Origin of the sequence: Glaciecola siphonariae (genome assembly GCF_042652645.1) — a bacterium.
In the GTDB taxonomy this organism is placed as follows: Bacteria; Pseudomonadota; Gammaproteobacteria; order Enterobacterales; family Alteromonadaceae; genus Glaciecola; species Glaciecola siphonariae.
The window spans coordinates 599,757-624,463 of sequence record NZ_JBHSGU010000005.1; the positions used below are offsets into that span (position 1 = coordinate 599,757).

Annotated in this window: 22 protein-coding genes; 11 read left to right on the forward strand and 11 right to left on the reverse strand. The window is 46.0% G+C overall.

Annotation, left to right across the window (positions count from 1 at the left end; genetic code table 11):
- Positions 1-143: 143 nt before the first annotated feature.
- From sufU to ACFO4O_RS13735, 3 genes are read right to left on the reverse strand one after another with little or no spacing between them, the layout of a single operon-like run.
- Positions 144-569, reverse strand: a complete 426-nt coding sequence (gene sufU / locus ACFO4O_RS13725; RefSeq protein WP_382409464.1) for a Fe-S cluster assembly sulfur transfer protein SufU — start codon at positions 567-569, stop codon at positions 144-146.
- Positions 569-1,846 carry an aminotransferase class V-fold PLP-dependent enzyme gene (locus ACFO4O_RS13730; protein WP_382409619.1) on the reverse strand — a complete coding sequence of 426 codons (1,278 nt, stop codon included), beginning with the start codon at positions 1,844-1,846 and terminating at the stop codon, positions 569-571. Before ACFO4O_RS13730 ends, sufU begins: the two co-directional genes overlap by 1 nt.
- Before the next feature lie 2 nt (positions 1,847-1,848).
- On the reverse strand, positions 1,849-2,700 hold the full coding sequence (locus ACFO4O_RS13735; protein WP_382409466.1) for an XdhC family protein: 852 nt from the start codon (positions 2,698-2,700) through the stop codon (positions 1,849-1,851).
- A gap of 309 nt (positions 2,701-3,009) precedes the next feature.
- Between ACFO4O_RS13735 and moaA the strand changes: the two genes are divergently transcribed.
- Together moaA and moaB are read left to right on the forward strand one after the other, a co-directional pair.
- Complete coding sequence (gene moaA / locus ACFO4O_RS13740; RefSeq protein ID WP_382409468.1) at positions 3,010-3,981, forward strand: GTP 3',8-cyclase MoaA; 972 nt, start codon at positions 3,010-3,012, stop codon at positions 3,979-3,981.
- Between the two features lie 64 nt (positions 3,982-4,045).
- Complete coding sequence (moaB, locus tag ACFO4O_RS13745) at positions 4,046-4,564, forward strand: molybdenum cofactor biosynthesis protein B (RefSeq protein WP_382409470.1); 519 nt, start codon at positions 4,046-4,048, stop codon at positions 4,562-4,564.
- Between the two features lie 87 nt (positions 4,565-4,651).
- Here moaB and moeA read toward each other — a convergent pair whose 3' ends face one another.
- From moeA to ACFO4O_RS13760, 3 genes are all read right to left on the reverse strand, one after another.
- Positions 4,652-5,887 (reverse strand): molybdopterin molybdotransferase MoeA, encoded by a 1,236-nt coding sequence (gene moeA / locus ACFO4O_RS13750; RefSeq protein WP_382409472.1) that lies wholly within the window; start codon positions 5,885-5,887, stop codon positions 4,652-4,654.
- Positions 5,888-5,997: 110 nt separating this feature from the next.
- Positions 5,998-6,207, reverse strand: a complete 210-nt coding sequence (locus tag ACFO4O_RS13755; RefSeq protein ID WP_382409474.1) for a cold-shock protein — start codon at positions 6,205-6,207, stop codon at positions 5,998-6,000.
- 237 nt (positions 6,208-6,444) lie between these two features.
- Complete coding sequence (locus tag ACFO4O_RS13760; protein ID WP_382409476.1) at positions 6,445-8,871, reverse strand: fatty acid cis/trans isomerase; 2,427 nt, start codon at positions 8,869-8,871, stop codon at positions 6,445-6,447.
- Positions 8,872-9,090: 219 nt separating this feature from the next.
- On the opposite strand from ACFO4O_RS13760, the gene ACFO4O_RS13765 reads away from it, so the two are divergent.
- The 4 genes from ACFO4O_RS13765 (at position 9,091) to htpX (ending at position 12,295) form a co-directional block, all read left to right on the forward strand.
- Positions 9,091-10,275 (forward strand): iron-containing alcohol dehydrogenase, encoded by a 1,185-nt coding sequence (locus ACFO4O_RS13765; protein WP_382409478.1) that lies wholly within the window; start codon positions 9,091-9,093, stop codon positions 10,273-10,275.
- A 117-nt stretch (positions 10,276-10,392) separates the two neighbouring features.
- Positions 10,393-10,836, forward strand: a complete 444-nt coding sequence (locus ACFO4O_RS13770) for an acyl-CoA thioesterase (protein WP_382409480.1) — start codon at positions 10,393-10,395, stop codon at positions 10,834-10,836.
- 44 nt (positions 10,837-10,880) lie between these two features.
- Positions 10,881-11,363, forward strand: coding sequence for an META domain-containing protein (locus ACFO4O_RS13775; protein ID WP_382409482.1), 483 nt, complete (start codon positions 10,881-10,883; stop codon positions 11,361-11,363).
- A gap of 62 nt (positions 11,364-11,425) precedes the next feature.
- Positions 11,426-12,295 (forward strand): protease HtpX, encoded by an 870-nt coding sequence (gene htpX, locus ACFO4O_RS13780; RefSeq protein ID WP_382409484.1) that lies wholly within the window; start codon positions 11,426-11,428, stop codon positions 12,293-12,295.
- Here htpX and ACFO4O_RS13785 read toward each other — a convergent pair.
- On the reverse strand, positions 12,292-13,122 hold the full coding sequence (locus ACFO4O_RS13785) for an AraC family transcriptional regulator (protein ID WP_382409486.1): 831 nt from the start codon (positions 13,120-13,122) through the stop codon (positions 12,292-12,294). The genes htpX and ACFO4O_RS13785 overlap by 4 nt on opposite strands.
- A gap of 198 nt (positions 13,123-13,320) precedes the next feature.
- Here ACFO4O_RS13785 and ACFO4O_RS13790 point away from each other — a divergent pair, with 198 nt between their 5' ends.
- Together ACFO4O_RS13790 and ACFO4O_RS13795 are read left to right on the forward strand one after the other, a co-directional pair.
- Positions 13,321-13,800, forward strand: a complete 480-nt coding sequence (locus ACFO4O_RS13790; protein ID WP_382409488.1) for a YHS domain-containing (seleno)protein — start codon at positions 13,321-13,323, stop codon at positions 13,798-13,800.
- 271 nt (positions 13,801-14,071) lie between these two features.
- Positions 14,072-16,552 (forward strand): DUF305 domain-containing protein, encoded by a 2,481-nt coding sequence (locus ACFO4O_RS13795; RefSeq protein WP_382409490.1) that lies wholly within the window; start codon positions 14,072-14,074, stop codon positions 16,550-16,552.
- A gap of 73 nt (positions 16,553-16,625) precedes the next feature.
- Here ACFO4O_RS13795 and ACFO4O_RS13800 read toward each other — a convergent pair whose 3' ends face one another.
- The 3 genes from ACFO4O_RS13800 to ACFO4O_RS13810 form a co-directional block, all read right to left on the reverse strand.
- Positions 16,626-17,717 (reverse strand): Gfo/Idh/MocA family protein, encoded by a 1,092-nt coding sequence (locus tag ACFO4O_RS13800; protein WP_382409492.1) that lies wholly within the window; start codon positions 17,715-17,717, stop codon positions 16,626-16,628.
- 67 nt (positions 17,718-17,784) lie between these two features.
- A complete protein-coding gene (locus ACFO4O_RS13805) occupies positions 17,785-18,261 on the reverse strand; it encodes a CreA family protein (RefSeq protein WP_382409621.1) in 477 nt (158 codons plus the stop codon).
- Positions 18,262-18,451: 190 nt separating this feature from the next.
- Positions 18,452-18,913, reverse strand: a complete 462-nt coding sequence (locus ACFO4O_RS13810; protein ID WP_382409494.1) for a DUF3592 domain-containing protein — start codon at positions 18,911-18,913, stop codon at positions 18,452-18,454.
- Positions 18,914-19,054: 141 nt separating this feature from the next.
- On the opposite strand from ACFO4O_RS13810, the gene ACFO4O_RS13815 reads away from it, so the two are divergent.
- Genes ACFO4O_RS13815 through ACFO4O_RS13825 form a run of 3 tightly spaced genes read left to right on the forward strand, consistent with a single transcriptional unit; the run spans position 19,055 to position 22,226 of the window.
- Positions 19,055-19,315, forward strand: coding sequence for a DUF5062 family protein (locus ACFO4O_RS13815; RefSeq protein ID WP_382409496.1), 261 nt, complete (start codon positions 19,055-19,057; stop codon positions 19,313-19,315).
- Positions 19,316-19,347: 32 nt separating this feature from the next.
- The gene (locus ACFO4O_RS13820; protein WP_382409498.1) at positions 19,348-20,289 is read left to right on the forward strand and encodes a TIM barrel protein; all 942 of its coding nucleotides are present in this window, start codon (positions 19,348-19,350) and stop codon (positions 20,287-20,289) included.
- Positions 20,290-20,327: 38 nt separating this feature from the next.
- Positions 20,328-22,226, forward strand: a complete 1,899-nt coding sequence (locus ACFO4O_RS13825; RefSeq protein ID WP_382409500.1) for a M1 family metallopeptidase — start codon at positions 20,328-20,330, stop codon at positions 22,224-22,226.
- Positions 22,227-22,252: 26 nt separating this feature from the next.
- Here ACFO4O_RS13825 and ACFO4O_RS13830 read toward each other — a convergent pair whose 3' ends face one another.
- Positions 22,253-24,511, reverse strand: a complete 2,259-nt coding sequence (locus tag ACFO4O_RS13830) for an ammonia-forming cytochrome c nitrite reductase subunit c552 (RefSeq protein ID WP_382409502.1) — start codon at positions 24,509-24,511, stop codon at positions 22,253-22,255.
- Positions 24,512-24,707: the final 196 nt, after the last annotated feature.

Consider the following 24,707-nt stretch of genomic DNA (forward strand, 5'->3'; position numbering starts at 1 on the left):
CGCTTTACAATGAGGTGGGCGTGTCAGTCGAATAAACATCGTTGTGATCTGCAAAGGCCTCATAGGTCGCTTATGTTCCAAGCTGTTTTGCTCATAAGAGCAAGATAGCATCTTCAAGAAATTCGATAAAGTACGCGCATGTTTTAGCTCGCAGATACCTCTAAACCCTCAAGCAGAGCATTCCACGCCAGCATCAGGCATTTCTTTCGAGCGGGGTGATGGCGCACGGCATCAACTGGTTTTAACAAGGCTGGAACCTCAGCGTGCTCGCCCTCTATCCACTGCGCCACACTTAATGCTATGCGCTTCGCATCATCGATGCTTTGACCATGCACCGCTTCGGTCATCATTGAGGCCGACGCAATGCACACCGCACAGCCGCGCCCCCTGAATAAAATCGCTTCAATGCTGTTCGCTGAAATATTAAAGCCAATTTCAATATCGTCTCCACAGCGAGGGTTACTCCCGCGCTTTACAACCTGCATCCCTAGCAAATCGTGAGAGGCCTTATTACGAGGCTTTTTAAAATGATCGAGTAAGTGCGCTTTATAAATCTGCGTTTGAGACATTAGGCAAATACCGTTTGGGCATGACGAAGTGCCGTGATTAGAGCAACTATATCTTCAGGCGTGTTGTACACCGATATGCTGGCTCGCACGGTCGAATTAACATTAAAGTGGGCCAGCAAGGGCTGCGCACAATGATGACCTGCGCGCACAGCGACTCCGGCATCCCCCATTATGTGAGCCAAATCATGAGCATGAATATCGTCATGATAAAAACTAATGATCCCTGATGATACATGCTTCAGCGGGGTGAGCAGCTTTACTCTATCAAAGTCTAAAAGTGCTTGATAGAGCTGCAATGCTAGGCTTGAGATATATTGCTTCGCCTGATGCTGACCTATCGCATTTACAAACTCGCATGCGGCGGCAAAACCAATCGCCCCTGCTAAATTTGGTGAGCCTGCTTCAAAACAATAAGGAGGCTCGCTCCAAATAGTTTGTGCAAAGGTGTCGGCGGTAAAATCGACCATTCCTCCGCCTAGTCGCAATGGCTGCACGTCACCTAGCCTATGTGGCGCGATATACAGCAAACCAATGCCGGTAGGGCCAAACATCTTATGGGCTGAAAACACTAAAAAGTCACAGCTTAGCGATTCAACATCGAGCGAATGCGTCACCATGGCCTGAGCCGCATCAATCAAAATAGGGATGTCATGCTCTCGCGCCTTTTTGCATAGGGCGTAAACATCGTTGTTTGTGCCTAGCACGTTTGAAGTATGGCTAAGGGCTATCATCGCGGTATTGTCGGCAAATAGGCCATGAGCACCGTCAATATCCAATTCGCCGTTATCGCTAAGCTCAATAATACGCAAATTCGCCCCTGCCTTATCGCAGACAAAGAGCCACGGCAGATAGTTAGCATGATGCTCCATCCGGGTCACCCAAACATTTTGCCCCGCGGACAAACGCGGCAGTAAAAAACCTTTCGCAATCTGATTGATGCCGTCGGTTGCCGAGGCATTAAATATAATGGAAGCGGACGTTTTAGCGCTGATAAAATCGGTCAGGGTTTGGCGGGCTTGTTCATAACGCTGCGTGCTTTGTTCAGCAATTGGATAAAATCCCCGATGCACAGGACTACAATAGCTGCGCACGGCGTTGTCCATAGCCTGCAATACACTTAGCGGCTTTTGAGAGGTCGCAGCGTTGTCTAAGTAGCTCAACTTGCGAGTGAGCGCGTTATCAAAAAATATAGGGAAACACGCTTTAACCTTTGCCGCATCGAAGGGCACTGCAGCCTCTTCGGCTGCGATGGGTTCGGCGCGCGTGATTGGTGTCACCGTCAATCGCTCGCCATCAAAGAACTAAGTTGGTGGATAGTTGCTGTGTTGCCGCCAGCATCGTCATTAAGCAGCTTATCTCGATTGCGTATGCCCGTGCCGCCTCGCCTCAATAGCGTGATTTCACTTAAAATGCACAAAGCGATTTCTTCGGGCGTTTGCGGGCCTAAATCGATGCCTGAGGGCGCGACCACTCGGCTAATTTGATCTTCCGTCATGCCCTCTTCGCGCAAATAGTTTAACACCAAGCGCGCTCGTTTTCGTGAAGCTATCAGGGCGATGTAGCCGGCATCGCAACTGAGTGCCTGTTTAATCGACTCATGATCACCCTTGTGCTGAGTCGCAATAATCACATAATCACTTGGTTTAGGTTTAAGCTGACTATAGTCAATGTCATCAGTTATGATTTGACCCGCCGCAGGAAACTTATCCGCTGTCGCCCCCATATCATTAACCACAATGCGATAATGTAGGATATCGCCCATTGCACATATCACCTCCGCAACTTTACCATGGCCCATAATCCAGATGGTTGGCTCTGGCAGCACCGGCTCAACATACACCTTCATACCGCCGCCGCAAGGCATACCCGCGCCCAACATTTCATCGTTCAAATCAATTTCCATCATGGCAGTTTCGTTACTCGTAATGCACTGCACCGCTTGCTCACAGGTACTCGATTCTGCACAGCCACCACCAATCCATCCACTTATGACGCGCCCATGCTCATCAATAACGGCTTTAGACGAGGTCTTAGCCGAGACTGAACCATAGGTATCAACGACCGTCGCAACAGCAAATGGCGTTTGCTTTTGCTGCAGGTCATTCATGATGTCATATATACTGCGCGGCATAACTATCTCAGCTTGTGATTACTTACGTCAGAAAATAGGGTAAATTACTAAAAGCTTGAGTTTTGACGCAGTCTCACTCAAGCTATCAGATTGTATATACCTAAACAGAAAATGTACAAGTTGGCGTCAGAACATAGTTGTGAACCAACATGTAAATAATGACACAAACAAGACTCGAAGCTCATTTATCTATGGCGTCATCACCAAGCTATAAGCGGCGCTATTCGGCGCAAGTCGACGCAAAGCAGTTTAACGCGCTATGATTTATGGGCCCCAAACTTTGATTTGTTATTGGAAAGGGTCAAATTAATGCTTCAAGACAATTTTGGCCGACAGTTCCATTACTTGCGATTGTCGGTCACAGAGATGTGCAATTTCAGATGTAATTATTGTCTGCCTAATGGCAATGAGTGTGACACTTCAAAAGGCAATATGACACTAAATGAAATTCACACATTAGTGCAGGCTTTTGCGCGCTTGGGCACAAGCAAAATTCGCATTACCGGCGGAGAGCCCAGTTTACGCAGAGATTTAATTGATATTATATCAATGTGCAAAAACACCCCAGGCATTGAAAAAGTCGCCATGACGACCAACGCATTTAGACTTAAAAAAGATGTACAGCGCTATGCTGACGCAGGCTTAGATGCGCTGAATGTGAGTGCTGATAGCCTCGACCCGCGTATGTTTGCTGCCATCACCGGTAAAGATAAATTAGAAGACATTCTGGCAGGGGTAGAACACGCGATTGCCGTGGGCATTAAACACATCAAGTTTAATTCGGTTATTTTAAAGCAGTTCAATCTTGGCGGCTTGACGCAATTTTTAAACTATTTAAAGACTCACGCAGTTACCTGGCGCTTTATTGAATTAATGCAGACTGGCGACAATGCATCATTTTTTGCTGCGAATCATGTTCGTGGCGAAGATGTAAAGAAAGCACTATTAGCGCAAGGCTGGCAGCGAATGGTGCGTGAGAAGCATGCTGGCCCTGCACAGGAGTTTACCCACTCAGACTATTTAGGTAAGTTGGGTTTGATCATGCCTTACAGTAAAGATTTTTGCACTACCTGTAACCGTTTGCGAGTATCGAGTTCGGGCAAACTCCATCTATGTTTGTTTTCGCAACACGGTCTGAGTATTCGAGATACGCTTTCAAGCGGCGATATAGAAGGCACTTGTGAGGCCTTGCGTGCGCATTTAAGTTTAAAAACCGCCAGTCATGAATTGCAAAAAGGCTTTACAGGCGCTACCAAACAATTGGCTATGCTTGGCGGGTAAGCCTTATAAGCTTAGCTTGATGAATCTACGCTACCTTGTCTAATAAGGTGTTTTAGGAGAATAAATGAGTAAAGCAGACCGACGTTTTGAGGCGCTAAACATTGCGGTAATTACAGTGTCAGACACCCGTACAGAAGAAAACGACAGTTCAGGTGACTACCTTGCCACCCAAGCTGCGCTTGCAGGTCACAATGTGGTGTTCAAAAACATAGTAATAGACGATATTTATCAAATTAGAGCGCTTGTTAGTGCGCACATTGCCAATGAAAACGTGCATGCAATTTTAATGACGGGCGGAACCGGTTTTACCCACAGAGACTCGACTCCAGAGGCCGTAACGCCGCTATTCGATAAACACATTGAAGGATTTGGTGAGCTTTTCAGGCATATCTCATATCAAGAAATTGGCACATCTACCGTCCAGTCTCGCGCTGTTGCCGGTTTCGCCAATAAAAAAGTGATTTTTTGTATGCCTGGCTCAACCGGCGCATGTAAAACAGCTTGGCAAGGCATTTTAAAAGAGCAACTTGATTCAACCCATCGCCCCTGTAATTTTGCGCCCCACGTTTTACCAAAAAACTAGCTCTGCTTGGAGCGTGCATGAAGTTTGACAGCTCGTGTTTAGCTGATGGCTTTTAACTTTTTAGCCTTAAGTTTCAAGGTTCAAGATTCAAGTTAGCGAATCGTCGAACAGCTTAATTTGCACGCTTTCGCCCGCCTTAACGCTGCCTCTGTCGCGCTCCAGCACAATGTAACAATTGCTATTGATAAAACTTGAAAATATGCCTGAGCCCTGTGCACCGGTTGAGCTAACTTGCAGCTCTCCAGCATCGCTGACTGACCACTGGCCGCGTTGAAAATCTACTCTTCCCGGCTGTTTTCTTAAAGGCTCTGTGCATATTGCCGACACGGTAGGTACGCTAATAACATGCTCGCCCGACATTTGTTTGAGCGCATCAGCCGCAATCTGATTAAAGGTCACAAATGCCGACACCGGGTTACCCGGTAAGCCAAAGAAAACGCTATTCGGCAAGCGACCAAATGCCAAAGGCTTTCCTGGCTTTATGGCTAGTTTCCAAAAATCTATTTGCCCGCGCTCAGCCAGAATATCTTTAACAAAGTCGGCTTCACCTACAGATACGCCGCCAGTGCTTATTACGCAATCGGCGAGTGCATCGGCCTGCATAAACACCTCGCGTAGGGCTTGTGGCTTGTCTGGCACAATACCCAAATCGATTACCTCAAACTGCATTTTATGCAGCAAAGCAATAATGGCCGGTCGATTGCCATCGTAAATTTTGTGAGGCTCATAGGGCTCGCCCGTGCGCAATAGCTCGTCTCCCGTTGAGAAGACCGCGACTTTAAGTTTTCGATAAACGCTGACCTCATCACACCCTAACGAAGACAACAAACCGATGTCGGCTGCGCAGAGTTTTTTACCTTTTGCGATCACCAAGCTAGCTTGCCTAATGCTCTCGCCGGCGAGCCTTATGTTATTGCCCTTAGGCGGCACCTTAGAGAATGAAAGCTCGTCACCATTGAGCGCTGCATTTTCCTGCATCACGACGGTATCGGCGCCTTTTGGTAGGGCTGCGCCGGTCATAATGCGCACACACTCTCCTTTATTAAGCGCCTTGAGATATGGATTTCCTGCAAAACTTTTTCCCACCAAGGTGAGAAAAGGCATGTCAACGGCGTCTTGCCAATTAAAGGCATACCCGTCCATGGCAGAGTTATCAAATCCGGGGACATTAATTGGCGAGTGAAGGTCTTGCGCCAACACCCTCCCTAGCGCATCAACCAATTGCAGAGATTCAGTGTGTTCAAGGCCTTTGACTAGCGCTGATATACGCAATTTAGCTTCATCAATTGGCATTAGGCCGGGTTGTTCACATGACGCCATCATTAACCATCCCTCACAATAAAATAACAGGCATAAAAAAAGCGACTATAAAGTCGCTTTTTGGTGTTTAGTTTCAAGTTTACTGCCTAAACAGTATCTTGATACGCTGCTAATTAAAGAGCAACGATGTTTTCTGCTTGAGGGCCTTTTTGACCGTCTGTAACAGTAAACTCAACTTTTTGACCTTCTGCTAAGGTTTTGAAACCGTCGCCAGAAATTGCGCTGAAGTGTGCAAACACGTCAGGACCTGATTCTTGAGCGATAAAGCCGAAGCCTTTTGATTCGTTAAACCACTTTACTGTACCGTTAGTTCTGTTAGACATAATAATATCCTGTTGTAAAAAAATTTGATTATTAAAAGTGCCGCAATGCAATTGCAATTAGGCGTTGTAGCTGAAATTAGAGACTGATACTTAGTTACTGCAGGACGTGTATTACGAATAAAACCGCGTAATGTAGGTTAAAGAATAGACTTCTCTCTAGCTGGCGCATAATATACCGAAACAATTAGTGCTTGTAAAACATTTATTTTCTGTAATCGTTAAAATAATCTTTTTATATCAACGATTTTCTAGCCGATTGTAATCTAAATATCCGGCCTCTACTTTTACACCATTTTCAATAAACGCATGCATACGGTCGCTAAATTCCCAAAACGCAGGGTTGGTTCTGCGCATGCCATATTTATTCATAAGCGCCGTGTAATCTTCCGACGTTTTCATTGCTAGCACCTCAGTAACAAAGGTATCTAGGTCATTCACCGACACCCGCATAAGGGCGTTTGGGTAAGAGCCTACTAAGCCGCTCAGCACCGTCACGTTATGTTCTGTTGGCAACAATTCTAACTGTTCACCAAACATCGACGTCACGCTTTTGTGTGCATTGTTTTTTATGAGCGAGACATAATTGTAGCTGTCTTTGCCTGTTTGAATTTCAATCATTGTTAGCTCAGCAAGATGCTGCACCCCTTTTCCTTTAAACGCTTGCAAACGCGTAAGTGCCGCGGCTACCTTATCATTGTGTATATTGCGAAGGTCGTGGCGGTGAGTTAAGGCAGGGCCAAGATGTGCTTTCAATTTTGCGTAAAGCTCACGCTTAGGATCAGCTGTCGCATATTCTATTGAAGTACCGACTTTGGCGTAATACGAAGCATCTGCAAAGTATTCGCGTACTTCCTTTTGATCGCCTTGATACCATGTATTAATCGCTGTGTTGCGCGTATCTTCTGGCAGAAAGTCTAAAAATAGATTTTCACCGTCCATGCGCAAAAAATCCATATATAAACGGCTCAACAGCTGATGCCCAGCGTTGCCATAAACGTCATATCCAGCTACCAACAAATAATAAATCCGCTCTAACAGCGGGTAATCAATCACCCAAGCTGTCTTTGGGTTTTGCCCTAGCAGTCCTTTGTGTACCGATGCATTGTCAAAATGCCTAAATACTGTGAGGGCTGCATTGTTATTGAACGGCGTCTGCTGATTGTTCTCGGCTTGGATGTTATATTTTGAAGGTTTACCGTTCCATATGATTTGTTCGTTAATTTTTAAACCGTCTTGGTCTTTACTAACAAAATTATCGACGATGAACTGCTGCTTTTCTTTTGCTGCAAGCTTGGCTTTCTCGGCATATCTCATCCAATTCGTTAGCGGCATAAAAATATCTTCTTGCGCACTGGGCAGTTCAAGCTGGTCGGCTTGAATATCGACATGCTGCGCCAACTTTTGATTAATGGGCAAGTCGGGGTTCACAAAAAACACCCAAAAATGATCGCGGATAACATTTACCGCTACCTGCCCTCTGCAAACCGGCCCTTTAATAAAATTCATAATAATGAATTGCGCTTCGTCTAGCATAAATTTATAGCGCGCCTCTAGGGGCAGTTGCTCAAATGCTTTGAAGGGATTGGCTGCAACTTTCTCAGAATAGTCTGGTAAATAGCGTACTTCGTAGGTGGCTTGGTAAAACAGCTCGTTCCATCTATCTTTGCGCGCCTGATTTAAGGCATAAGGTAGGTGCGTTTTGCGAACAATCGTTTCTAAATACGGTACCAGTCGATAATATACCCGTTCATTGCTGCTCTTGTTGCCATATGGCGGGTCATATGGTCGGCGGGTTGCAATCAGCTCTACCGGTTGACCTGGCGCTGATGACGAGCGAACCAAACGAAAATACTGCGGCTGCTGAGTATCATCCTCCAACTCACTAAAATAAATATTTGCCAAAAATAGGTGTTCGTAAATATATCGATTTACAAGCTGCTGCTTACGCGCTGGGCCATTCAAAAATGCTTCCCACTGCTTGATTTTTTCAAGATATGGCGCTGGCAAACTCTGACGGGCAGTGTATCTCGCTCCCTGCTCTAACCACGTCTTTAATATAGTCTGCTCGGCACTCGCTAAGCCTGGCAAGGCATAGGGCATGCCCCATAATGGATTGTCTTGCGTGTATAGATGCATTTGTTCTGGACTTGCGCAGACCTCAGTGCGGTCATAACCAAGCGTAAAATCGTCAGGCAATATATCGGTACTGGGCTGAGGATGTTTCTCTTTTAAGCTCAATAGCTGGTACATCAAACTCGCATCTTTGTTTGCTTGGACACTACTGCCGTGCTCGTTTAACACCGGAAAAAATGCTTTCTCGCGCCATTTTTCTGTACTTTGAGCGTCTTCAAACAGGCGCGTCAGAGGCGCATGGTTAATGCGCGCTGCATTATAAACTTTACTTTTTGAGGCGCCGCGATCAATGCCCTCAACAGCCGTCATTTTTAACTGACACGGTGCATCAAAACAGCTGTGGCAAACTACACATCGCTGTTCCACTACCGGCTTAACGTCCTGCCAATAGTCAATATTGTCCTCGGGTAAATCGCTCACAATACGCTGCTGGGGCTGCGCTGCACCGAAGCGATCCTGTAAATCAGATGCAGCTAGCGTTGCACAAGCGGCAATCAAACATATCCCTAAAGTAAGGTAAAATGGCTTCATGTTTTGGTGAACTCTTTTAGTGAATCAATTGTGGGACGACATGCTTGCACCGGGCTTTAGCCGCGTTATGCCGCGTTGTGTCGCGCTTAAATTACAGTTAAGTATAGTCTGGAAGAAAAATCGTGTTGAATTATAGACAATTTAAGAGGTTTTGAAAGCGCAAGGCATTCAAAATATTGCACATGCTGTGATATGGTGCTCACAGACATAGGTGATGGCATGCACGCATTTGAATTTAATACAACTAAACGCATTGTTTGTGAACAAGGTGCGCTTGCTCATATCCAAGCGCATTGCGCACAGCTTGGCATTAAACGCCCTCTTGTGCTCACCGACCCAGGCATAGAGAAGTGTGGGTTGCTGGGGCGCTTACGTTCGTATTTATCGAGCAGCAATGCATCTCACGGGCATTCGGCGTCTTTCGATTCATGTATTGTATACTCAAAAGTAGAGGCTGACCCTGACGAGCGCATCATGCGCGAAGCCACTGCGCTTGCGCTCAAAGAAAACGCCGACGGTATTATCGGTTTTGGCGGCGGCAGCGCCATGGATACCGCCAAAGTAGTATCTGTTTTAGCCACTGAAAAGCAAAACTTGAGCGCTTTATACGGTGTGGAGCAAATAACAGCGCCCCGCCTGCCCCTTATCCTTATTCCTACCACGGCAGGCACCGGTTCGGAAGTTACGCCCATTGCGATCGTTACCACCTCAAAAAGCACTAAATCAGGCATTGTTTCTCATGTTTTGCTGCCCGACATTGCCGTTCTTGATGCCGAACTCACCGTAGATTTACCCGAACACATAAGCGCAGCGACGGGAATCGATGCCATGGTGCACGCTATAGAGGCCTATACGGGTAAACATAAAAAAAATCTGTACAGCGATATGCTTGCCAAGCAAGCCTTGCGATTATTGTCACAAAATATCGAAACCGCTACCTTTAATGGAGGCGATCTTGGTGCACGGCAAAATATGCTGCTAGGGGCCTGTTTAGCTGGACAAGCCTTTGCAAATTCACCTGTCGCCGCCGTGCACGCGCTAGCGTATCCGCTGGGTGGGCATTTTCATATTCCACATGGACTTAGCAATGCCCTAGTATTGCCTCATGTCCTTAGGTTTAATGAGCAAGTGGCCTACCCACTTTATAGTGAACTGAGTCCCTGCATCATAAAAGGCGTGTGCACAGAGCAAGACTCGATGGTATTGAGCCGCTTGTTTATCGCCCATATTGAAAGTTTAATCAGTCATTTAAAGCTTCCAAATAAACTGCACATGCTTGGAATTGAAAAGAAAGATTTGCCGATGCTCGCAAAAGACGCCATGCAGCAAACTCGCTTGCTCGTGAATAATCCAAGAGCATTAAACTATGAAGATGCTTTAGGCATATACCAACAGGCCTATTGAGCGTCGTTTTGATTGCACTTTGCCTATACGCTATTCCATTGCTGCGAAAACATAAGCACGTATTAAGCTGATAAGCACATCATTAGATACAACACTATCACACGAGAATGAAATAAGATGTCAAAACCTAGTGCACATACGCCCGACCAATATTATACCCACATTCCCATTACCACTCGCTGGATGGACAATGACATTTATGGGCATGTTAATAATGTGGTGTATTACAGCTATTTTGACACGATTGTTAATCAGTTTCTGATAGAACGAGGCGGCTTAGATATAGCGAATGGACACAACATCGGTCTGATTGTGCACTCTAAATGTGATTATCATGCAAGCATAGCATTTCCCATTCAGATTAAAGGTGGCTTTCGGGTGAACCGTTTGGGCAATAGCTCGGTCGAATATGGGGTAGCAATTTTTGCAGACGACTCGAAAACGGCCTGCGCACAGGGCGTGTTGACCCATGTATTTGTTGAGCGAAGTTCACAAAAGCCTGTACGAATTACGGGAAAACTGCGAGCAGCGCTTGAATCGGCGGTAATGCCTGAAATCTAGTATTCAAGGGCTGGCATTTTATGTATTAATTTGAGGAAACGCTCATGACGTATTGTTTTAAAAAATCTATTCAAGTGCTTTTCGCGCTTTCGGTAATCATAGGCATAGGTGCATGCGGTCAAGCTAAGCCACCAGCGACAACACAGGGTCATGGTAACGCCGAAACTTTGATTGACACCTATTGGGAATTAACTGCACTCAATGGCAGCACCGTAACAGAGGATGTGATGGCCACAAAAAACGCCCACATCATTTTTAATGAACAAGAGAAAAGAGTCACCGGTTCTGGCGGCTGCAACCGCTTTTTTGGCAGCTATGAACATACCGAAGATGGCTCGCTTAACATAGGCGAGATTGGCGCAACTAAAATGATGTGCCCGCCAGGAACGGTAGACGAGCAAGCGTACTTTTCTGTTCTCTCAAAGGTGAATCGCTACACCATACAAGGAAATATGTTGCAGTTAGCAGGCGACGATGCACAAATAATAGCAAGCTTTGAAGCAATTAAATCTGCGCCTAACGATTGAAAAAACCCAAACCTAGCATCATATTATTAGGCAAGATTAAATCGGGTATGGACCCTTAATATATGAGAATTTTACTTTTTATAGGTACTAACATCGCCATCATGGCCTTGTTAAGTATTACGTTTAGTTTATTTGGTATTCAGGGTTTGCTGGCCGAAAATGGCGTTGACTTGAATTTGCAGGCATTGCTTGTTTATTCAGCCGTCATTGGCTTTGCCGGCTCGTTTATCTCGCTGTTTATTTCAAAATGGATGGCTAAGCGCAGCATGGGTGTTCATGTTATTAAGAACGCCTCAGACCCTACCGAGCGCTGGTTGGTACAAACCGTTAAATTACAGGCCGAGCGTGCAAATATTGGCATGCCAGAAGTTGGCATATTCGACCACCCCTCACCTAACGCATTTGCCACCGGATGGAATAAAAACAATGCGCTCGTGGCGGTAAGCACCGGCTTATTACAAAGCATGAAAAAAAATGAGGTAGAAGCTGTTTTAGCCCACGAAGTTAGCCATGTTGCCAATGGTGACATGGTCACTATGACCTTGATTCAAGGCGTGGTAAATACCTTTGTTGTATTCTTGTCGAGAGTCATAGGACACATAGTAGACCGAGTTGTGTTTAAGGTAGAACGGGGTCATGGACCTGCATTTTGGATAGTGTCTATTATCGCTGAAGTGATTCTTGGTATTCTCGCGATGACGATAGTGATGTGGTTTTCGCGTCGTCGAGAGTTTCGGGCGGATGAAGGTGGTGCCAAACTCGCTGGTCGTCAGAATATGATTGCTGCGCTAGAAAGCCTCAAAAAAGGTAGCGACGCGCCCAAAATGCCTGATGAAATGGCGGCTTTTGCCATTAACGCCGGCAAAATTCACAAGTTATTTGCCAGTCACCCACCCTTAGAAGACCGTATTCAGGCACTGAAAAATAGTTAGGCCGTAAGGTGGGTCTGTTGCCATACCTTTGGCGAAACACCCACCTTTTTACGAAAGGCTCGAGCGAGTGCCGAGCCATTTTCATACCCTACCTTTTCGGCGACCACGCTCACGGTATCGCCTTTTAACAGAGCGTTTTGTGCCACACTCATTCGCCAGTCGGTTAAATACTCCCCTGGGGTCTCACCAACAATATCTCTAAATAAATCAGCAAATTTAGAACGTGACATAAACGCAAGCTCGGCCATGGTCTCTAAGCTCCACGGATACTCTGGCTGGGCATGAATTTGAGTAATTACGGAAGCGAGCTGCGGATGTGAAAGACCGGCAAGCATGCCTTGAGATACTTCATTGCTGTTTAGCACCTCGCGCAATACTTGAATAATAAAGATATCGCAGAGGCGATCAATCATTGGCATGCGCCCGCACTTACTATCAAAGGCTTCTGCAAATAACCACTTAGCGGTTTTTTTTAGGTCAGGGTAACGACTTAACTGGAATTTTAAAAACTCAGGCAGGGCTTGAGCAATTGGGTTTGCGGTGACATCTTCATATTCAATAGTCGCGCAAACAAGGTCGGCCCCTTTGACGGGGTCGGGCACAATGCGATGCTTTATACCTGTAGGAAAAAACAGCACGCTAGGCTGACCTACCGCACGCTTTTTGCCCTTATGGTCAATTAAGGTAAGCGCCCCGGATTTTAAGATATGTATGTGGCCGCGTTTTCCTTGAGGCTCGTCGAAGTCGCTCAAGCTGCATAAGTTTCCAGAAAAAAACACATCTGCATGCAGATTAAAACGCTTAAGTATTTGCGATAAACGGTCCACAGGCTCTCTTTTGGACGATTGGTATTATTTTAAAGACTACTTCATCCATTTTGTATAAGCAAACCTCTATCCTATGTATTGTCATCTAGCATCACTAACAAGACAAAAGCACAGCGCTACAAATCACCGCTCTGTTTTTATTTAAATACTTAATTTACAACGCTCAGTACGAGCCTCATTTTAAAAAAGGAAACGAACATGACTTTATCTTCAATTTTACGAGCCGCTACTATTGCAGCCACCTTAGCCCTCAGCACTGTTACCTTCGCAGCCGACATTGACGTTAACGCCAATCAAAATGACTTAGCGATCAAAGGCTTCGACACCGTTGCCTACTTTACCGACGGCAAAGCCGTGAAAGGAAACGTTAACTACACAGCTACATATAAAAATGCAATTTATCAGTTTGCGAGCGAGCAAAACCGAGACTTGTTCAAACAAAACCCAGAAAAGTATGCGCCGCAGTACGGCGGATATTGTGCATTTGGTGTCACCATGGAAAGAAAATTTGATACTGACCCAACTGCTTTTAAAATTGTAGACAACAAACTGTATTTAAACCTAAATGCCGATGTACAGAAGCGCTGGGTCACTGATATCCCTGGGTTTGTTTCAGCGGCCGACGACAATTGGAATGGCATCAAAAGCAAAACTGATGAAGAGTTAGAATCAGAATAAGCTAAAAGAGACTGCATTATTCTCAACAAAGGTAATAATGTACTTATACATAAGGCCTTTGCCTCGAAGTTGCGCCAGTAAGTTCCTCTAATTTACTGGCGTATTTTTGTGAGTGCGCCGATTGCAGCGCAAGCCTTATGATTTCACTTCTTAACCTTCGTCCATGCACTTTACAGACCTCAGATTTCAACATACTCTTGATACTTAACTAATTTTTGACCACGTCGTTTGCATGAGGCAATGCCTCGCGGGTCAATTTGGAGAGGTCATCATGCCGCGCGTCTTTTTGAAAAAACGAAACATCTTATCGCTTGCTGTACTCAGCTGTTTGGGCTTCAGTCATTTAAGCAGCGCACAAGAAGTACAAATTGTGCAGCCGGGCGCACCCGGGCAGGCATCTCGCACTCTTAGCGCCGAAGATGCCGTGAAGATTGCAAACACCAGCTTTACCCATGACGACGTGATGTTTATGCAAAACATGATACCCCATCACGCGCAAGCTGTGGATATGGCTGTGCTTGTAGACGCGCGCACCAACAATGAAGAAATCATTGATATAGCAGGGCGCATTCAAAAATCTCAGGCCGACGAGATTGCGTTTATGAAGGACTGGCTTGAACAGCGCTCACAGGCAACCGACATCGACCATTCCATGCATATGGACCATAGCATGATGGGCATGGCAAGCCCTGAGCAAATGCAGGCCCTTGAAGATGCAAAAGGCACTGAGTTTGACCGCTTATTTTTGCAGTTGATGATCCCTCATCATGAGGGCGCAGTGCGCATGGTTGAGGACTTGTTGGCACAAACCGGCTCTGCCTACGACCCAGTGCTATACGATTTTGTGAATGATGTCGTTAATGATCAAACCACCGAAATTAGTAGAATGGACAAGCTTCTATCTGGCCTTTCAACCGACCCTCGTGTTGGTTTGAATGCAGGTTTAAGAGACGCACAAGAGGCATCATTAAACCTATCGTTGTTAGCATCCCTGCCCCGACCCAATGGGTTTTTTGACCCTGAAAATCCATCTAACCTGCCGCCTATTAAACCCGCTGAAGAAGATGATGAGCCCAGTTCCGATATTCAAGCGGATAGCCAATCAGATGCCCAGCAGGATACTCAAGCCACGCGCGGCGATGACGACGAAGGAGATGCAAAAACACAATGGGGAGAGCGCTGGCCACTGCTGAGTTTCTGGAATACCGATATGGCCTTTTCGCGCGATATACTTGTGGCGGGCAACTATCACGGCTTTAATATCTATAAACTCAACGACGATGGCATCCCCTTGCTCACTAGCTCGATTGTATGTCCCGGTGGCCAAGGAGATGTATCGATTGTCGGCAACTTGCTCATTATGTCGGTGGAGCAAACCCGAGGCCGCATTGACTGTGGCCTGCAAGGGGTCAATGAAGATGTCAGTGATGAACGATTTAGAGGGCTGCGAATTTTTGATATTTCTGACGTCCGCGCGCCAAAACAGGTAGGGCTTGTGCAAACGTGCCGGGGCTCGCATACCCACTCAGTTGTATCTGCCGACGACAAACGCATTGTAGTGTACAACTCAGGTACGGCAAGCGTGCGTGATGAAGAAGAACTGCCGGGCTGCATTGGAGAAGTCCCTGGAGACGAGCGCACCGCGCTATTTCGTATAGATGTGATTGAAATTCCAGTAAAAGACCCGTCTAAGGCTCGTATTACCTCAAGTCCAGCGGTATTTGCCGATGATGACGGTCGCGTAGCTGGATTATGGCAAGGCGGCGATCACGGTGATGGAACCCAAGAAACTCGCCGAACCGATCAATGCCACGATATCACCGTGTTCCCTGAGCTAAAACTAGCAGCCGGTGCCTGTTCGGGCAACGGGATAATATTGGATATTGCTAACCCGCTTAAACCCAAACGCATCGATGAGGTGTCAGACCCTGGCTTTGCCTATTGGCACTCGGCTACGTTTAATAACGACGGCACAAAAGTATTATTTACTGATGAATGGGGTGGCGGTACACAACCTCGCTGCCGCGCGTCAGACCCTATGAACTGGGGAGCTAACGCCTTTTACTCCATCAACGACGATAAACTTACATTTGAAAGCTACTACAAAATTGGTGCCCCGCAGTCAGAGCAAGAAAACTGCGTAGCGCACAACGGGTCTGTTGTACCGGTGCCCGGTCGCGATATTTTTGTGCAGGCGTGGTATCAAGGAGGTATGTCTATTATTGATTTTACCGACACTGCCAACCCCATAGAGATTGCGTATTTTGATAGAGGGCCTATTCACGAAGAAAAAATGGTGATTGCAGGTTATTGGTCTACCTATTGGTACAATGGCTACATATACGGCACCGAAATTATTCGAGGACTCGACGTATTTGCTTTAAACCCCAGCGAATATTTAAGTGAAAACGAAATCGCCGCCGCCAAGCTTGCCAATATGGGTGATACCTTCAATCCTCAGCAGCAATTCAGCGTGACGTGGCCTGTTGAACCTGTGGTAGGTTTAGCATATTTAGACCAACTCACAAGAGATGGCGGCCTAGGGCAAGAAACGATAGAAGAAACGAGCAACATGCTGAAAAAAGCGCAAGCCATGTTAGGCGCACAACAGCGTGATGCTAAGTTTTCTCGTGCCCTTAGCAAACTGGCGAAATCACTTCCGGTTAACGATGCCAAAGGCACACAGGCGAATAAGCGTGTGCGGGGCCTGCAGCAAACACTTAAAGACCTTGCTAAGCGCCTAAAGCGTTAAGCCAATGTTAGGGATAATGTAAGAGTAATATCAGCGCAAAAACATAAGGAATGTAGGCCATGGAAGGCGCACGCTACAGCAAGATGCGCTTGCCATTGTCTGCGGCAGATTTAAACGCGGCTTCCACAACATGAATATCGCGCAGACCATCAATACCCGGCACTAATACCGGCGAGTCATTAATAATCGCTAAGGCGTCATTGTCCATTTGCAGTGTTTGTTGCATGCCCGAAATAGCCGCAAAAGTGTCGCCGTTGCTTGTTAGCCCCTTAACGCCCGAGTATTGCGACATGGGATTAAGTTCATACCATCCCTTTTCACACTCTACTCGGGCTTTATTGAAGGATTTTACGATACTCGTTCCGCAGTCAGCCTGCATCCCGTTGGCAAATTCGAGTGTAAAGTAGGTCGTTTCATCCACCTCTTTGAAAATATGCGGATGAGATTTATCGTGAGTGGCACTTATGGCAATGGGCTCCATTTTACTTAAGTAGCGAACGCCATTGAGAGGATACACGCCCATGTCATACATTGCGCCGCCGCCCATATCCTTTTTCATGCGCCAGTAATCTTCAGGAAAGCCATTTCCTGCATAACCTGCCCGAGCGTAAAGCGATTGCATTTGCCCAAATGGTTTTGACGCGGCATATTGACCAAAGCGAATGGTATTTGGCTCATGCTGCATTCTATAGCCAATCGATAGCTTCACCTTATTTTTATTACACGCATCAATGATTCGTTGGCACTGGTCAACGTTCATCGCCATAGGCTTTTCGCACCAAACATGTTTGCCCGCGTTTGCTGCAATTAAGGAGTATTTCATATGCACGCCAGTGGGCGTTACGATATACATTACATCGATATCAGGGTTGTTGGCGGCTTCATGCATGGTGTCATAAGAATATACGTTCTTGTCTGCGATGCCGTACTTTTCTTGCCACTTAGGCACCTTGCGAGGCGTGCCGGTTACGATGCCCTTTAACTCGCAGTGTTTTGCGGCCATAAGGGCCGGCGCCAATATGCTCTCACTATAGTTACCCAAGCCCACAAGGGCCACGCCTACTTTACGACCGCTTTGTGCATACAAAGATGAACTGCCCAATGCGCTCAAGGCAATCATTGACGATGTGTACTTTAAAAATTGACGGCGGTTAACTGACGGCATAGCCACTCCTAATTTATTTAAGTAATGTTCGCTTATTTAAAGGTGCTCAGTAATTCATCCACTCAAGTTAGTCACTCAAGGTCGTGTTCTTTGCAAGCGTATATGCATCTGTTCCATAGAGCGGAACAGTCGATAGGCTATGCTTAAAAGAGCCTGACGTTTCTTTAGTAGAGTACGACACATACATGAGCGTTTGAGACTTTGCGTCGTAAATTCTGCGCACCTTCATGTTCTTAAAAAAGATACTTTTTGATTTCTTAAACACGACCTCACCCGATGGCGATTTATCTATATCGGTAAACATATCTGCGGTAATTGGTCCGGTTTGACGGCAAGCGATTGAGCTATCTGAGGGGTCGGCTAGATCGAGGTTGGCCTCAATACTTGAAATATGGCAGGTTACTCCACTTATCAGCGGGTCTTGTAAAGCATCTATTTTAATATCTTTAGTGGTGAACAGTCCTAGCGACACATCCCCAACCTCTTGGTCAGAGCAAGCCATTAGGATGCTGCAAAAAACAATACAAATACCAAGCTTTTTCATCATTACTCCATTTAATGTTCAGGCTCGCTCGCATAGCGCGAACGTTGTTTAGTACGATACGCTAACGCTATTAGCTGTCAATTAATGCGGCGCGTTTCAAATCGATACCCGCGTTCATCTTTTATCCTTGAGCTTTACGCGTTCAGCGATAAGCGTTAAGCGTTAAGCGTTAAGCGTTAAAAATTACACCTCAAGAATGAAGCGATTCAAAGTAGGCAGCTAAACAGACAGCAATACCTACGGTCATTCCAATCGTGGCCAGAATCACTTCTGCATTTCTGCTTCGCCCGCCGTCGCCCAATTTAAGCACCGATTCACCGGGCTGATTAGGCTTATAATAAATTTTTACAAGCTCGCCAGTTGGGAATTCTTCTGCCAAGGCAAGGGCTTCTTCTTTTTGTGACACGGTATAAAACGTCACTAAGTTGTTGGTATATCGTTGACCATTTATTTTATATTCGTATTCAGCCCAAAAATGCCAACTCGGGCTTGTTGATACGGGCTGTTTGGCCTCACTGCTCAATATTCTTCCAAATACGCTTGGCCAGCTTTGACTGCTTTCAATCATGCGCCGATGCTTGAACTTCACTGCAAGCAAATATGCCGAAATAACAATAAAAAACATTCCCCCAAAAAACTGAACATTCATCATTAAGTAAGCTCCTTTTTACATTTTTTTGTTTATCAAAACACAAACGCTGGGCTCACGCCAAGAAATTTACTCACTCTTTAGTCGCTTGAATGCACTTCGCATCTGACATACTCTGTAGAGGAGTTAATTAGGCAATATGCAATGAAAAAAATAAAAAATGAAAATGCTCTTTTAAAAAAAGCGATTGAGGTGGCCGAACGCTATGCAAAAGGCAGAGGCTACAAAGGCTTTTCAGCTACCGACTCAGCAAAACAAAAAGTCGAAAGCCTGTACAGACTATTGGTTCACGACAAACTTATCACTCCACTTCCTGAGCATAAAGAAGACCTCGCCAGCCTTAAACATCGCCTGGTAGTTTGGATTATGAATCAATTGCCAGATGATCATGAATTACTCAAATAAGCTCAAAAAACAAGCGCACATAGGGAAGTAAGATGAATCGACGTTTATTTTTAAAACGGGGCGCATGCATGAGCGCTGCTGCTGTTCTCGCTGGATGCGGCAAAGCGCCGGTTATGCAATCAGATACACACACGCAAGCCGCATCAACGCAATCTGCCTTAAAAAAACCGCTAGTTGGCACGCATATATGGGTTTACGCCAAGCACCAACCTAATTACGACGTGTCTAATATACTGCCAAAGATATGGGCCGATGTTCAGTATGCTGGCATTGATGCAGTTGAGTTGATGGAGCAACCGCTGCGCCGTGAAGATAAAACAAATGAAATTGCTGCGTTAATTGACCAACACAATGTAGCGCTTATTGGCACCTCTTACGGCGCCAACTTTTGGAACAGCGCCGACACTAATAAAATATATGAAGACCTCGACAACATTAGCCAAAATTTACAGACGCTAAACGCACGCACACTTGGCATCTCCGTAGGCCGGGCGCCAGAGGGAAGACTCAAAACCGACAGTGAGTTTGACGTACAGGCCGACCTGATACGCAGATTAGTCAAGCTTACCGACGAGCGTGGCATTGTGCTTAATTTGCATAACCACACCTACGAGGTAGAAAACGACCTACATGACTTAAGCGGCACGCTCTCCCGTATACCCAGCGTAAAGCTCGGCCCAGATTTAAACTGGCTAAAGCGCGCAGGTATCGACCCCATATGGTTTTTAAAGAGCTTCAAAGACAATATTGTGTTTATGCACCTAAGAGATGAATACAAGAACGGTAGCTGGTCAGAGTCTTTAGGAGAAGGCGACGTTGATTTTGAGGCTATTGCAAATACCTTGTCTGACATAGCATACACGGGCGATATCATAATAGAACTTGCGCATGAGGACGGCTTTACGCCCACTCGCCCTATTAAAGAAAGTTTGCGAATGAGCCGCGCTATGGTCAGGCAAAAGTTTAAGGTGTAGCATAGCGCCTCACCTTAAATCAGAGGCATCTAAAACTAATGCGCTTTTCATTTTATTCATTATTTGCCGCAGTGCTAATTTTAGCAGGCTGCTCCGACGCACCTCACCGTGACAAAACAAATCAAAACGCTCAAACCTCAACGCAAAAAAGCGAGCTTAAAGTGGGTCAAGACTACCATTCCTTTGCTAATGCCGACGAAGTGCTTGTGCGCCATATCACACTTGATTTGCGAGCAGACTTTGCCGCTAAGCAGTTAATCGGTACAGCGATACTCGATATTGAGCGCATAAGCCCAAATGCCTCTAAGCTTGTGCTCGATACCCGCGACTTAACAATCGAAAATGTTAGCTCAAACGAGCAGGCTCTTGATTTTACCCTTGGGCTGGCTGACGCAGAATTAGGCGCGCCATTGACCATTTCGCTCCTCGAAGGCGTGTCGCAAGTTAAAATTGAATATGCTACTTCGCCTGAGGCTTCTGGCGTGCAGTGGTTAACGCCCTTACAAACGGCTGGGAAACGCCACCCCTTTTTATTTACTCAAGCGCAAGCGGTTCACGCACGTAGCTTTATTCCACTACAAGACTCGCCGCAGGTGAGAGTGACTTATGATGCAACAATCCGTACGCCAAAGCAGCTATTAGCCGTTATGAGCGCCGCAAACGACCCCAATACGAAAAGAGACGGTATTTATGAATTCAGTATGCCCCAAGCTATCCCCTCTTATCTGATTGCGCTGGCAATAGGAGACCTTGAATTTAAAGCCATGGGCGAGCGCACTGGCGTATATGCTGAGGCTGAACTGCTAGACGCCGCCGCGAAAGAGTTTGAAGACACCGAAAGTATGCTTATAGCCACTGAGCAAAAATACGGACCTTATGGTTGGGATAGATACGACCTTCTCATTTTACCGCCATCCTTCCCTTTTGGCGGTATGGAAAATCCGCGTTTGTCTTTTATTACGCCCACAGTTATTGCCGGCGACAAAAGTCTTGTGTCGTTAATTGCCCATGAATTAGCGCATAGCTGGTCGGGCAATACGGTAAGCAACGCAACGTGGCGCGATCTGTGGTTAAACGAAGGCTTTACCACGTACCTTACCTATAGGATCATGGAAATGATATACGGCACAGACCGATACAACATGGAAGCCGTTTTAGGGTATCAAGATTTACAGGCAGACATTGCATCGCTTCCCGCTAACGACCAAATCATGGCAATTGATCTACGGGGTCGCAATCCGGATGATGTGTTTTCAAATATTCCCTATGAAAAAGGCGCACTCTTTTTACGCGAACTAGAGCAAAAAGTAGGAAGAGACAACTTTGACGCGTTTTTGCTCGATTACTTTCAAGCCTTTTCGTTTAAAAGCATTACTACCGACGAATTTATCGCTTATTTAGACAAAACGCTTTTGCAAGACTATGCAAACAAACTGTCGAAAACACGTATTGAACAATGGATATTTGAACCGGGTATTCCTGAGGGCGCTCCGGTGCCAGAATCGAATGCTTTTCTGCAAATCGACCAAGCGCGAGCAGGCTTTTTAAGCGCGCAAATACCCGCTGCGAGTATTCAAACTGCCGATTGGACGGTGCATGAATGGCTGTACTTTTTGAACAATTTACCTGAGAAATTAAGCGAAGAACAACTTCAACAGCTAGATAGTGCATTTAAGCTCACCGAATCACCTAATAACGAAATTGCCCATAGTTGGCTAATGATTGCTGTCGCAAATGAATATAAACCTGCGTATGACAGACTATATGAATATTTGGTATCCATTGGGCGCAACAAACTTGTGAAGCCGCTATACAAAGCGCTGTCACAAACTAGTGAAGGCAAAGCATTCGCTAAACGTGCCTTTGAGCAAGCAAAACCTGGTTATCACCCGTTAACAATAAGAGCAAACGAAGGCTTTGTAGAGGGGCTCGAATAGAGAGTTGAGTAACTTGGGGCGGTATTTTAACCGCCCCATTTGTTTAATAGAGCCTGAAGCTGCTGATTATTATCGTAACTAGTTAGCTTAGCACGAAGCTCATTTATCGCTTGCTCGCGCTTACCGGCACTTTCTAAAATAAGGTAATACAAATAGGCAAACTGAGAATTACGCGGCGCTATTTCCAGAGCAGCATTCACTTGTGCAAGGGCCGAGTCTAACTGCCGTGTGCGGATAAAATGAAGCGCATAGGAATAACGCAGCAATGGCTCTTGCGGCACGTTTTTAATCCCTTTTTCGTACACCTGTACCGCTTTACTCATTTGCCCTAACTGACGATACAGCTCGGTAAGATTGATGTAGGCAGGTGCGAAGTAAGGGTCAATATAAATTGATAGCTCATACGCCTGCTCCGCTTTTTTCCACTGTGCGGTTTTTTGCGCGCTCATAGCTTGCTGCATACGCCCCTCACCGCGCCAGGCGGATATTGCTTGGCTCTCGTTCATTTCAATAAAGGCGCGCTCAAATGCCGTTTGCCATTTTGGCAACACCGGCGCACCAAGCATAGAGTAAGCGGCCGCAATGCGCACCGCTCGTAACTCATCGCTCAGCAAAGGCCATAAGTATTGTTGCCGCTGAACCGGGCTAAGGCGCTCAGCCACTTGTGCACTCGCTAGCCGTAGCAATGGCTCCGGCGCATCAAAGAACGCGACAATATCGTTAACCTTTAGCTCTGCTGCATATTGCAAAGCACTGATGGCGGTAGCGCGCTTAATTTCTGGGAGTTGGGTGTTATTGGCAAGACGTAGAATGCCGTCATAATTTAAGCCACTGAACAGGTTTAAGAACATTTGTTCTGTAATATCTGGACCTTTTCGCTCTGGATGCCAAGCCTCTATATTGTCTAATGCCCACTGCGCAGATTTATCTTCATGACACTGGTTGCAGGCATTGGGTACACCAGCGCTAATGGTAAACTCAGGACGCGGTATTTTAAAGCTGTGATCACCTCTGGCGTCCACATTCATATACGTCGTTTTTGGCATATGACAATCTACACACTGACTGCCAGCCATGTTAAGCGCATGGCCATGATGATTTGGTGTTTCAAAGACCTGCGGCGAGTGGCACTGCAAACATGTGCCATTACCTTTTGCCTTGAGCGTATACGAGTGAGGGTCGTGACAGTCTATACACGTCACGCCTTTTTGGGCCATTTTGCTTTGCTTAAACGACCCCATAACATACACCTCTTCACGAATTTGTCCGTCGGCGTAATACATGGGTGGGTTTAAGAAGTTTGGCGAAAATTGGTCTAAATATAAAGCCATTGAATCAAAGCCATCTGTTAGAGGCGCTCGTAACGAGTGGCAGGCATAACACGTTTGTTCATAGTCGTTACTTCGTGGTTTGCCGACATACTCAGCAACAGCCTGCTCCGGGCCTCTTATCCACATGCCCTCTTCATCCAGGCTCAATTGTGCTGCGTTTGAAGAAAGGCCGCTTTGCTGGTGTTTAGACTTAATCTTTGCCTTGCTCTGGGCATTCGGTTCAGCATCTGGCCCAGCATTTTGCTCAGCAAAGAGCGCAGCATGGGGCTTGGCCTTATCATCGTGACACGCCAAGCAACCTACATTGATTTCGTCGTAGCGCGTGGCAAAGGTATTTTTTGCGTCGTCGTAGTTACGAACCAATCCGTCAGAATGGCAGTCGGCGCACATCCCGTTCCAATTTTGCAAAGGCTGCTGCCAATGCAAGCGGTCATTCGCCGCAATCGCCTGATTTGGATATAGATGCATCCAGCGCTGCCCGCCCTCGCTTGCATCACGGGTATCCCATGCAAAGGGCAATACCTGATAGCGTCCGTTGTTAGTCGCGACTAAGTACTGCTGTAATGGATATACGCCAAAGGTGTATTCAACCGTGTAGGTGCGCTTGCCTTGTTCATCGCTTACGGTGGCTTTATATTCATCTTGCTCAATAAAAAATAGCGCTTTTTGCCCAAAATGCTCGGCACGGCTTTGATTAAAGTCGGCCAATACCGTTTGTGAATTGGCTGTTTGCATCGCCTTAGCATGGTGCGAATTTTGCCAAGATGTGAACTGAGATTCATGGCAACTTTGACAGTCCTTACTAGAGGCATAGCGTTCACCGTCACTTGAGCTATGAGTTAGTTTATGACCGATTGGGGTATTGCTATCACCATGGGCGATTGACACACCACGAGCCAATATCAGCAGCACAGCAAATCTCAACAGGCATTTAACAAGTCTATATGTACTCATGATTGACGGCTTGACCCTAAGTTAAAATACTGAATATATGTCATCCTCTATACTAAGTTTTTGTAATAAGTTCTCGTAATAGGTTCTGCACTTTTGCTTATCTCGCTGACGTTGTCAAACAAGCACGTCTAAATAAATGTTTGCATGATGATATTTGCTGGTGTACAGTATTTTCGCAAAATGACAACGTTGTCAA

Excerpts from the sequence above, each read along its gene's own strand:
- sufU (WP_382409464.1), bottom strand. The coding sequence starts at position 569 with ATGTCTCAAACGCAGATTTATAAAGCGCACTTACTCGATCATTTTAAA.
- ACFO4O_RS13735 (WP_382409466.1), bottom strand. The coding sequence starts at position 2,700 with ATGCCGCGCAGTATATATGACATCATGAATGACCTGCAGCAAAAGCAA.
- moaA (WP_382409468.1), top strand. The coding sequence starts at position 3,010 with ATGCTTCAAGACAATTTTGGCCGACAGTTCCATTACTTGCGATTGTCG.
- moaB (WP_382409470.1), top strand. The coding sequence starts at position 4,046 with ATGAGTAAAGCAGACCGACGTTTTGAGGCGCTAAACATTGCGGTAATT.
- moeA (WP_382409472.1), bottom strand. The coding sequence starts at position 5,887 with ATGATGGCGTCATGTGAACAACCCGGCCTAATGCCAATTGATGAAGCT.
- ACFO4O_RS13755 (WP_382409474.1), bottom strand. The coding sequence starts at position 6,207 with ATGTCTAACAGAACTAACGGTACAGTAAAGTGGTTTAACGAATCAAAA.
- ACFO4O_RS13760 (WP_382409476.1), bottom strand. The coding sequence starts at position 8,871 with ATGAAGCCATTTTACCTTACTTTAGGGATATGTTTGATTGCCGCTTGT.
- ACFO4O_RS13765 (WP_382409478.1), top strand. The coding sequence starts at position 9,091 with ATGCACGCATTTGAATTTAATACAACTAAACGCATTGTTTGTGAACAA.
- ACFO4O_RS13770 (WP_382409480.1), top strand. The coding sequence starts at position 10,393 with ATGTCAAAACCTAGTGCACATACGCCCGACCAATATTATACCCACATT.
- ACFO4O_RS13775 (WP_382409482.1), top strand. The coding sequence starts at position 10,881 with ATGACGTATTGTTTTAAAAAATCTATTCAAGTGCTTTTCGCGCTTTCG.
- htpX (WP_382409484.1), top strand. The coding sequence starts at position 11,426 with ATGAGAATTTTACTTTTTATAGGTACTAACATCGCCATCATGGCCTTG.
- ACFO4O_RS13790 (WP_382409488.1), top strand. The coding sequence starts at position 13,321 with ATGACTTTATCTTCAATTTTACGAGCCGCTACTATTGCAGCCACCTTA.
- ACFO4O_RS13795 (WP_382409490.1), top strand. The coding sequence starts at position 14,072 with ATGCCGCGCGTCTTTTTGAAAAAACGAAACATCTTATCGCTTGCTGTA.
- ACFO4O_RS13800 (WP_382409492.1), bottom strand. The coding sequence starts at position 17,717 with ATGCCGTCAGTTAACCGCCGTCAATTTTTAAAGTACACATCGTCAATG.
- ACFO4O_RS13805 (WP_382409621.1), bottom strand. The coding sequence starts at position 18,261 with ATGAAAAAGCTTGGTATTTGTATTGTTTTTTGCAGCATCCTAATGGCT.
- ACFO4O_RS13810 (WP_382409494.1), bottom strand. The coding sequence starts at position 18,913 with ATGATGAATGTTCAGTTTTTTGGGGGAATGTTTTTTATTGTTATTTCG.
- ACFO4O_RS13815 (WP_382409496.1), top strand. The coding sequence starts at position 19,055 with ATGAAAAAAATAAAAAATGAAAATGCTCTTTTAAAAAAAGCGATTGAG.
- ACFO4O_RS13820 (WP_382409498.1), top strand. The coding sequence starts at position 19,348 with ATGAATCGACGTTTATTTTTAAAACGGGGCGCATGCATGAGCGCTGCT.
- ACFO4O_RS13825 (WP_382409500.1), top strand. The coding sequence starts at position 20,328 with ATGCGCTTTTCATTTTATTCATTATTTGCCGCAGTGCTAATTTTAGCA.
- ACFO4O_RS13830 (WP_382409502.1), bottom strand. The coding sequence starts at position 24,511 with ATGAGTACATATAGACTTGTTAAATGCCTGTTGAGATTTGCTGTGCTG.